Here is a 7,681-nt window from a genome sequence, read left to right on the forward strand (position 1 = left end):
TCACCCACAGGTAAGCTCCCCATGGAAAAGCCCTACATCCTGCACATGTTCACGCCGGAAAAGAACCTGAGCCCCTTCGATGTCAACATGGCGCTCGATGCGGGGTGGACTGCGGCCGTTCCGTATCTGCAGGTCGAGGCGGGCGAGATCCAGGCGCTGGTGCAGGACACGATCTTCTCGCGCAGCCCGGGCGGCTTGAAGCGCACCGGCATCTTCATCGGCGGCCGTGACGCCAGGCTGGCGGTGGACATGGTGCGCTCGGCGAAGAAATCCATGGTGCCGCCCTTCGAGGTGTCGGTGTTCGCCGATCCCAGCGGCGCCTTTACCACCGCCGCGGCGATGGTGGCGGTCGTGGAGCGCGAGCTGGCCAACAAGTTCCACATGGATCTGCAGGGCAAGAAGGTCCTGGCGCTGGGCGGTACCGGCCCGGTCGGCCAGATTGCCGCGACGCTCGCCGCCAAGGCCGGCGCGACGGTCAGGATCATCGGCCGGCAGCTGGAGAAGGCCCAGGCCGTGGCGGCGCTGTGCAATGGCGAATTCGGCGATGGCCAGACGCAGATCGAGGGTGACGCCGATGCCAACAAGGCCGAGCTGATCAAGGATGCCGACATCGTGTTCGCCACGGCGGCGGCAGGCATCCAGGTGCTGAGCGCGGAGCTGGTCGCCTCGGCGCCGCTGCTGAAGGTTGCCGCCGACGTCAACGCGGTGCCGCCGTCGGGTATCGCGGGGCTTGACGCCCACCACCGCGGCAATCCCATCGAGGGCTCCGACAGCGGCGCCGTCGGCGTCGGCGCGCTGGCCATCGGCAACGTCAAGTACAAGACCCAGGCGGCCTTGCTGGCCCGCATGCGCGAGACCGGCAAGCCGGTCTATCTGAGCTTCGATGATGCCTTCGAGCTGGCGCGCGACTTCGCCCGCCAGCTCTGAGCCGCCGCTACCGTAGGTAGGGGCCTGGCCTTCTCCGCAAGGCCAGGCCTCGACAGCCAGCCTAGCGGCTGATCCCACTGCCCCGCCGACAGCCCGAGAGGAGGCCTTCCCGTGGAAAAGACCGAGAAACGCAGCGTCCTGCACATGTTCGACCCCATGCCGCATGTCAGCCCCTTCGACATCAACATGGCGGTGGACGCGGGTTTCGACCAGATCTTCCCCTACGATAACGTGCAGCAGGAGCAGGTGAATGGTCTGGTGCAGGATGCGATCTTTTCGCGCGGACCGGCGGGTGTGAAGCGCACCGGCATCTTCATCGGCGGGCGTGACATCGGCATCGCCTTGAACATGCTGGATGCCGCGCGCAAGGCGATGGTGCCACCCTTCGTGGTATCCGTGCTGGCCGATCCCAGCGGCGCCTTCACCACCGCGGCGGCGCTGGTTGCCTGCGTCGAGAAGCAGCTCAAGGCCCACCATGGCGACGAGCTCAAGGGCGCGCAGGCGATCGTTTTCGGCGGCACCGGGCCGGTCGGCATCGCCACCGGCGTGATCGCCTCCCTGGCCGGGGCCAATGTCACCCTGGTCGATCCCTTCAACATCGACACGGCGCTCGACAAGGCGCGCGAATACAACGCCCGCTGCGGCTCGACGCTGGTCGGCACCTATGCCAGCTCGGACGCTGACAAGGCCCGTCTGCTGGCGCAGGCCGATCTGGTGTTCTGTACCGCCAAGGCCGGTATCCAGGTGCTGAACGCCAGCGTGCTGGCCGATGCCACGCAGCTGAAGGTGGCCGGCGATGTCAACGCCGTGCCGCCCCTCGGCATCGAAGGCATCAAACGCACCCACAATGGCGAACCGCTGCTGCATGCCGTCAATGTGCCGGGGGCCGTCGGTATCGGCGCCCTGGCCATCGGCGATATCAAGTACAAGCTGCAGAATGCGCTGCTGGCATCGCTTCTCAGCGCCGAGGAACCCGTCTATCTGGATTTCCGGGCGGCTTTCGAGCAGGCGCGCGCCCTGGTTTGATGCGCCGCGAACGGACCAGGGCGCGGCGCGGGCTGTCGGCGGTCCTGGCCTGTTGCTGGGCCTGTGCGGTGCTGGCGGCGGCGCCCGCCAGCCTGCAGGAGCAACTGCGGAATCTGGCGACGCAGCGTGGTTTCACCGTCGAGGGGCTGGGCCGTCTCGGCGAGGCGCCTCCCGGCAATGCCGATGGCACGCCGCTGGAGCAGCTGAAGCATCTGCTGCAGGGCTACAACTATGTGGTTACCCAGAGCCGGCCCGGCGTCATCCAGCGGGTACGTATCATCAGCGCCCGCGGCGAAGGCGGCAAGAAGGGTTCGGCCGACAGCGCCTATGTCCAGACCCGCCGGGTCGGGGCCCATCATGTCGTCGAGGCTGCCCTGGTCGGACCCAACAGCGTGACCCGCACGCTGCCGCTGATGGTCGATACCGGCGCCAGCACCCTGGTTTTGCCGTCCTCCCTGATCGGTGAACTGGGCTTCACCGCCGCCGACCTTCAGTCCGGCAACAGCCAGACCGCCAGCGGCACGGTGCCGGTGCGCATCGGCCGGCTGCGCAGCGTGCGTGTCGGCAGTGTCGGAGCGGAAAACGTCGAGGTCAGCTTCATCGACGACCGCCAGCTGGAAGGCAACAAGCTGCTCGGCATGAGCTTCCTGCAACGCTTCAGGATGACCATCGACGATGCCAACAACGAGCTGGTGCTGCTGGCCAAATGATGGCGTCCCGCCTTGGACCGCGGTCAAGTTTTGCGCCCGCCCCGTCTTGATCCGGATCAAATCCCGCCAGAAATCGCTCCATTACAGTTTTCCTGCCTCGTTCGGGGCACATGACCATTCATCCTTGAGGAGACCGTTATGGAAGAAATGGAAAAAGGCAAAGACATGTTCTGGGTCTATATCGGCGGCCTGATCCTGGCCGTGATCCTGACGCTTTTCATGGTCAAGAGCAGCGAGCATGACAAGTATGCGACCGCAGCCAAGGCCATCGCCGAAGACGCCAACAACTCGGCGTACAAGCACGCACCCTGAGCCACCCTGTCGGGGATTCTTTCTCTTTCTGTTTCCATCCGCCGCGGATCGGCATCTCGACGGTCGGTCTGGCGCCCCTTGCGTCGCCCTTCGGGGCGACGTGTCTCATGCTCGTCTACACCACGGCATATTCCCCGGCCTGACTCGGGTCCCGTAGCAGATTCCCGGGACAGCGCACGCGAGTCTCTTTCCCGGACGCCGGGGTCGCCCCGCCATGCTTGCGCGCGGTCGACGTGAGACATGCGGGCACGAAAAAAGACGCGAGGGGCGGTGGCCCGTCGCGCCATCAGTCTGCTGAGTGTCATGCAGCGGAGGAGAAGATGTCGCGCACTGCATGGGGGATAGCTTAGGCCTTGCCGCTGGGGGAACCCCTGACGCCCATCAACGGCGGGATGGCTTGCACTTGACCTGGGTCAAGTTCCGGCCCAGGTGGCAGGTCAGTCGGTTCTGCCGATCCGGCGCAGCCCGCTGGCCTCGAGGATTTCGATCGACCGGCCACGCACGCGGATCAGATGCCTGGCTTCGAACTTGCCCAGCAGGCGGCTGACGGTTTCCAGGGCCAGGCCCAGGTGGTTGCCGATTTCCTGGCGCGTGAGGCTGAGATGGAACCGCTCGGCCGAGAAGCCGCGGCGGCGGAAGCGTTCGGCCAGGTCGAGGAGAAATCCCGCCAGCCTGGCGTCGGCCGGCTGCTGGATCGCCGCCATCCGTTCGATGGACTGGTCGAACTGCTCCGCGGTGCGTTGCAGCAGGATTTCCTGGATGGCCGGCTGCTCCTGGCCCAGTCGCCTGAGGTCATGGGCCGGCAACTCGCAGTAGCTGCTGGTTTCGAGCGTGACCAGGGAGCAGCGGTAGCGGCCCGTGGAGACGCCGTCGAAGCCCAGCAATTCCCCCGGCAGCAGGACGGCAACGATCATTTCCTGCCCCTCGCTGTCGGAATAGACCAGTTTGGCCGATCCGGATCTCAAGGCGAAGATGCCCGAGAAGCGCTCGCCGGCCAGGTAGATCGCATCCCCCTTGCGCAGCGTGCGGTTGCGTCGGACGACGTCGTTGAGGCTGCGCACATGGTCGGCGAGCATGCCGTTTGGCAGGCAGATGCGGGTGAGGTTGCAGGCGTTGCAGGCAACATTGAGCGGTGGCAGGCGCGGGGAGGGCGACATTCAGCGGATCCTTGCCGGAAAAATGTGCAACCTTATTGGCCATGCGGGGTTTCGTCAATTCGCTTGGCGTTGCCGCTCACCACAGGTCCAGGACATGGGCGCGCAGCCAGCGCTGGCTCTTGTCCCATTCGAGATTGCGGTGCCAGACCAGATAGAGGGGAATGGTGGGGATGGCTTCGGGCAGATTCAGGCACTGGAGCCCGAAGCGCTGCGCCCCGAGTTCGGCGAGTTCCCGCGTTACGATGGCGACCAGGTCTGTTGTTGCCAAGGCGATGAACAGGGTTACAGCGGCAGGGGCTTCCAGGCGGATATTGGTCTGCAATAGCCGCTGCAAGCCGGCGTGCCGCGAATCGATCAAACCGTCGAGATAGCCGAACAGGGTGGCGAACGATTCCTGTTGCAGGCTTTCCATGTCGAGGGCTGACTCCAGTAGCGGGTGACCTTGGCGGACGACCACTACCAGTTCGCGGTCGGGTAGCTGGGTCGAGGCAAGGTTGTCGTCATTGGGGATAGCGTGGCTAATCGCCGCGTCGATCTGTTGCTGGCGTAGCAGTTCCTGTAGCTGGCCGGGCGGATCGATGACCCGTACCGACAGGCGCACGTTTGGTGCTTCCTGGGCGATGCGCTGGTACAGACTGGGCACTCGCATCAGGCCACCACTGTAGGTGATGGCCAGGCTGAATGGGCGGTGCGAGTGGGCGGGATCGAAATCGTGCACCTCGCTGATCGCTTGGCGGATATGGTTGAGCCCCGCGTGCAGGCTGTCGAACAAGGCCCGGGCCTTGGGTGTGGCCGCCAGCATGCGGCCTTCGAACAGGGGATCGTTGAGTGTCTGGCGCAGTCGCGACAGTGCCAGGCTGATGGCGGGCTGGGTCAGTCCCAGACGCTCGGCCGCCTTGCCCTGGTGGCGTTCCTCGTAGAACGCTTCGAAGACGGCCATCAGATTCAGATCGATTTCCTTGAGGTTCATGACGCGAGTGAGTGGCGTGGAGGAGTTTAATGGGTCCATCAACCAGGCAGCGCCTGGTGCTGGTGTCGGGTCGCTCGGTGTTCTTTCCTGGATGTCTTGGTGGGGATGTCCACTCCTTCTGTAGGAACCGTTCGGTTTGGGGGTGATGGCGGTCAGGCGCCGTGGCAGGCCATGTCATAGACCCGTATATGTATGGAAATGTTCAATGGTGTCCGTTGCCGCCGGAAGCGGGCGGCACTGGTTTCCGGCGGTGCGATGCTGCCGCACTGTTACAATGCCGTTCCCTCTGTTGTTCGGGTAGGCCCATGAAAACCATGAATAAATCATTCTCACCCCTGCGTTTCCCGGTGTTGCTGGCCATGCTGTTGCCCTTTGCCGTGGTGGAAGCGCACGTCATCAGCGAGGAGGATCACCATGCCTTCGAGCACAAGTTCGCCGGAATGTGTGTGGAGAAGGAAAAGCAGACGCTGAAAGGCAGCGGCGTGCTGCTGTCCGAGGTCGAGGCGGTCTGCGACTGCATCGCCAAGGAGGAGAGCAAGCGCATCACCATCGAGGAGGTGCGGAAATTCGTCAGGGAGGGCAAATATCCGGCGTCGCTGATGATGAAGAGCAACGCCGCCACCTACGCCTGCATCCAGGGCAAACCCTGAGGTTTCGGGCAAAGCGCCAGCGAGCCGGTCATGGCCGGTATCGTGCTGTTGGAGGATGAGGCCATCCTGCGGCAGGAGCTGGCCGGCTTCCTGGAGCGGCGTGGCCATCGGGTCAGCCAGGCCGGCAGCCTGGCAGCTTTCTGGCCGCTGATGGCGGCGGCCGAGGTCGCCATCATCGATATCATGCTGCCCGACGGTGAGGGTTTTGAGGCGGCGCAGCGCCTGCGCGAGGCGTCGCCCCGGGCCGGCGTGATCCTGCTGACCGCTCGCAGCGCCACCGCCGACAAGCTGCAAGGCCTCTATGGTGGTGCCGATCATTATCTGGTCAAGCCCTTCAAGTTGATTGAACTGGCGGCCATCATCGACGTGCTGATGCGCCGGGTCGGTATCGGCTGGCGCCTCGACATGCTGGCCCATGCCCTGATCAGCCCGGATGACTTGCGTCTGGAGCTGAGCCCTTCGGAAATGACCCTGTGCGCATTGTTCTGTGCCGCGAATGGCGCCATCGTCAGTCGCCGGCAGATCGTCGAGGCGTTGGGCTACACGTGGCGGGATTTCGACATGCGTCGCCTCGACACGCTGATCAGCCGGTTTCGCCAGCGCTGGTCGTCGGCCCATGGCCGGCCGTTGCCGATCAAGACCGAGCATCGTGTTGGCTACAGTTTCGGTGCCCGCATGGGCAAGTGCTGAGCCTGAGCGCGCGTATCGGCCCATGCGCAGGCTCCCTGTGCCTGCTTGCCGGGCCTTATTCGTCATGGACAGGTTCCGGTGACGAGATGGGTGTCCCGAGCCGGCCAGGGGTCGTCGTGCCCGGTAGCCGGATGCGGAAAATGCAGCCTTCGCCGGGTCTGCTGATGACCGTCAGGGAGCCCCCCTGCTGTTCGATGACCCGTCGTGCCAGCAGCAAACCCAGTCCCTGCCCGGGCTGCTTGCTGGCGGATTCGCCGCGGTAGTAGGGCTGAAAAATCAGGCGGCATTCCTCGTCGTCCAGCCCCGGTCCCTGATCGCACACCTCGATCCAGATATCGTCGCTGGCCCGCCGGCCCAGGCGCCCGCCACGCAGCACGATGGCCGAGCCCGGCGGCGTGTATTTCACGGCGTTGTCGGTCAGCGTCATCAGCGCCAGGTTCAGCGTATCCGCATGGCAGAGAAACCGCTCGGGCAGCCCCTCGGCCTCGATGTGGAAGCGATGGCCGCGCGCCAGTGGCTGTGCGGCCTCGATGGCGGCGCCGAGGAGGTGGCGGGGATTGCAGTAGCTCATCCCGGTGACTGCACGTGAGGCGGCGAGCTGACTCTCGTCCAGGTACTGCGTCAGCAGATTCGAGAGGCGTGCCGTGGCCTCGAGGATTTGCCCATAGCGTTGCCGGGTTTCCGGCTCGGTATTGCCGGCCTCCAGCTCGAGATTCTGGGCGATGGTGTCGATCACGGTCAGCGGTGTGCGCAGCTCGTGGGTTACCGAGGCCAGAAAAGTCTGACGTTCGGCGAAGATGCGGCGCTCGGTGGCCAGGGCAGCGCTGGTCTGCTGTACCGCCGCGCGCAATGCCTGGGTGCGCTCCTCGACCCTGGCTTCCAGCTCGGCGCTGTAGTCGGCGAGCAGGCGATGCGCCGCCTGCTCTGTCGCCAGCTGTTCGGCACGCAGCCGGTTGGCGCGATCGCCCAGCGCCAGGGTGAGCAGCAGGAATGCCAGGCCGGAGCCAAGCGTGAGGCCGTTCTCCAGCAGCGGCTCCCCGCCCGGCACCATCTCCGGGTGTTCTGCCATACGCTCGGCGGCGACGCCCAGAAGTAGACAGCACCAGGCCAGCACGAAATGGCCTGCCGGCCGGTCGCCGCGCGCCATGGCGATTCCGCCGCTGACCAGATAGAGCAGCGTCAGCAGGCCGCTCAGGCTCGTGTAGATATGGCTGGCCGCCGCGACGGGTGCCTGGAACC

At 65.2% G+C, this 7,681-nt stretch carries 9 protein-coding genes; 6 read left to right on the forward strand and 3 right to left on the reverse strand.

The window, feature by feature from the left end; all coding sequences use genetic code 11:
• Positions 1-21 precede the first annotated feature (21 nt).
• The 4 genes from ACYQ1H_RS11830 (at position 22) to ACYQ1H_RS11845 (ending at position 2,975) form a co-directional block, all read left to right on the forward strand.
• Positions 22-927 (forward strand): NADP-dependent methylenetetrahydromethanopterin/methylenetetrahydrofolate dehydrogenase, encoded by a 906-nt coding sequence (locus ACYQ1H_RS11830; RefSeq protein WP_460028246.1) that lies wholly within the window; start codon positions 22-24, stop codon positions 925-927.
• Between the two features lie 144 nt (positions 928-1,071).
• Positions 1,072-1,953, forward strand: a complete 882-nt coding sequence (locus tag ACYQ1H_RS11835) for an NAD(P)-dependent methylenetetrahydromethanopterin dehydrogenase (protein WP_460028254.1) — start codon at positions 1,072-1,074, stop codon at positions 1,951-1,953.
• Positions 1,953-2,663 (forward strand): retropepsin-like aspartic protease family protein, encoded by a 711-nt coding sequence (locus tag ACYQ1H_RS11840; RefSeq protein ID WP_460028247.1) that lies wholly within the window; start codon positions 1,953-1,955, stop codon positions 2,661-2,663. Before ACYQ1H_RS11835 ends, ACYQ1H_RS11840 begins: the two co-directional genes overlap by 1 nt.
• 138 nt (positions 2,664-2,801) lie before the next feature.
• Positions 2,802-2,975, forward strand: a complete 174-nt coding sequence (locus tag ACYQ1H_RS11845) for a hypothetical protein (protein WP_460028248.1) — start codon at positions 2,802-2,804, stop codon at positions 2,973-2,975.
• A 437-nt stretch (positions 2,976-3,412) separates the two neighbouring features.
• Here ACYQ1H_RS11845 and ACYQ1H_RS11850 read toward each other — a convergent pair whose 3' ends face one another.
• Positions 3,413-4,132 carry a helix-turn-helix domain-containing protein gene (locus ACYQ1H_RS11850; protein ID WP_460028249.1) on the reverse strand — a complete coding sequence of 240 codons (720 nt, stop codon included), beginning with the start codon at positions 4,130-4,132 and terminating at the stop codon, positions 3,413-3,415.
• A gap of 76 nt (positions 4,133-4,208) precedes the next feature.
• On the reverse strand, positions 4,209-5,102 hold the full coding sequence (locus ACYQ1H_RS11855) for a LysR substrate-binding domain-containing protein (protein ID WP_460028250.1): 894 nt from the start codon (positions 5,100-5,102) through the stop codon (positions 4,209-4,211).
• A gap of 314 nt (positions 5,103-5,416) precedes the next feature.
• Here ACYQ1H_RS11855 and ACYQ1H_RS11860 point away from each other — a divergent pair, with 314 nt between their 5' ends.
• Both ACYQ1H_RS11860 and ACYQ1H_RS11865 read left to right on the forward strand, forming a co-directional pair.
• On the forward strand, positions 5,417-5,752 hold the full coding sequence (locus ACYQ1H_RS11860) for a hypothetical protein (RefSeq protein ID WP_460028251.1): 336 nt from the start codon (positions 5,417-5,419) through the stop codon (positions 5,750-5,752).
• A 30-nt stretch (positions 5,753-5,782) separates the two neighbouring features.
• Positions 5,783-6,442 carry a response regulator transcription factor gene (locus ACYQ1H_RS11865; RefSeq protein ID WP_460028252.1) on the forward strand — a complete coding sequence of 220 codons (660 nt, stop codon included), beginning with the start codon at positions 5,783-5,785 and terminating at the stop codon, positions 6,440-6,442.
• A gap of 55 nt (positions 6,443-6,497) precedes the next feature.
• Here ACYQ1H_RS11865 and ACYQ1H_RS11870 read toward each other — a convergent pair.
• On the reverse strand, positions 6,498-7,681 hold a 1,184-nt coding region (locus ACYQ1H_RS11870), incomplete at its 5' end, for a sensor histidine kinase (RefSeq protein WP_460028253.1).

The sequence above is a fragment of the Methyloparacoccus murrellii genome (genome assembly GCF_054657115.1).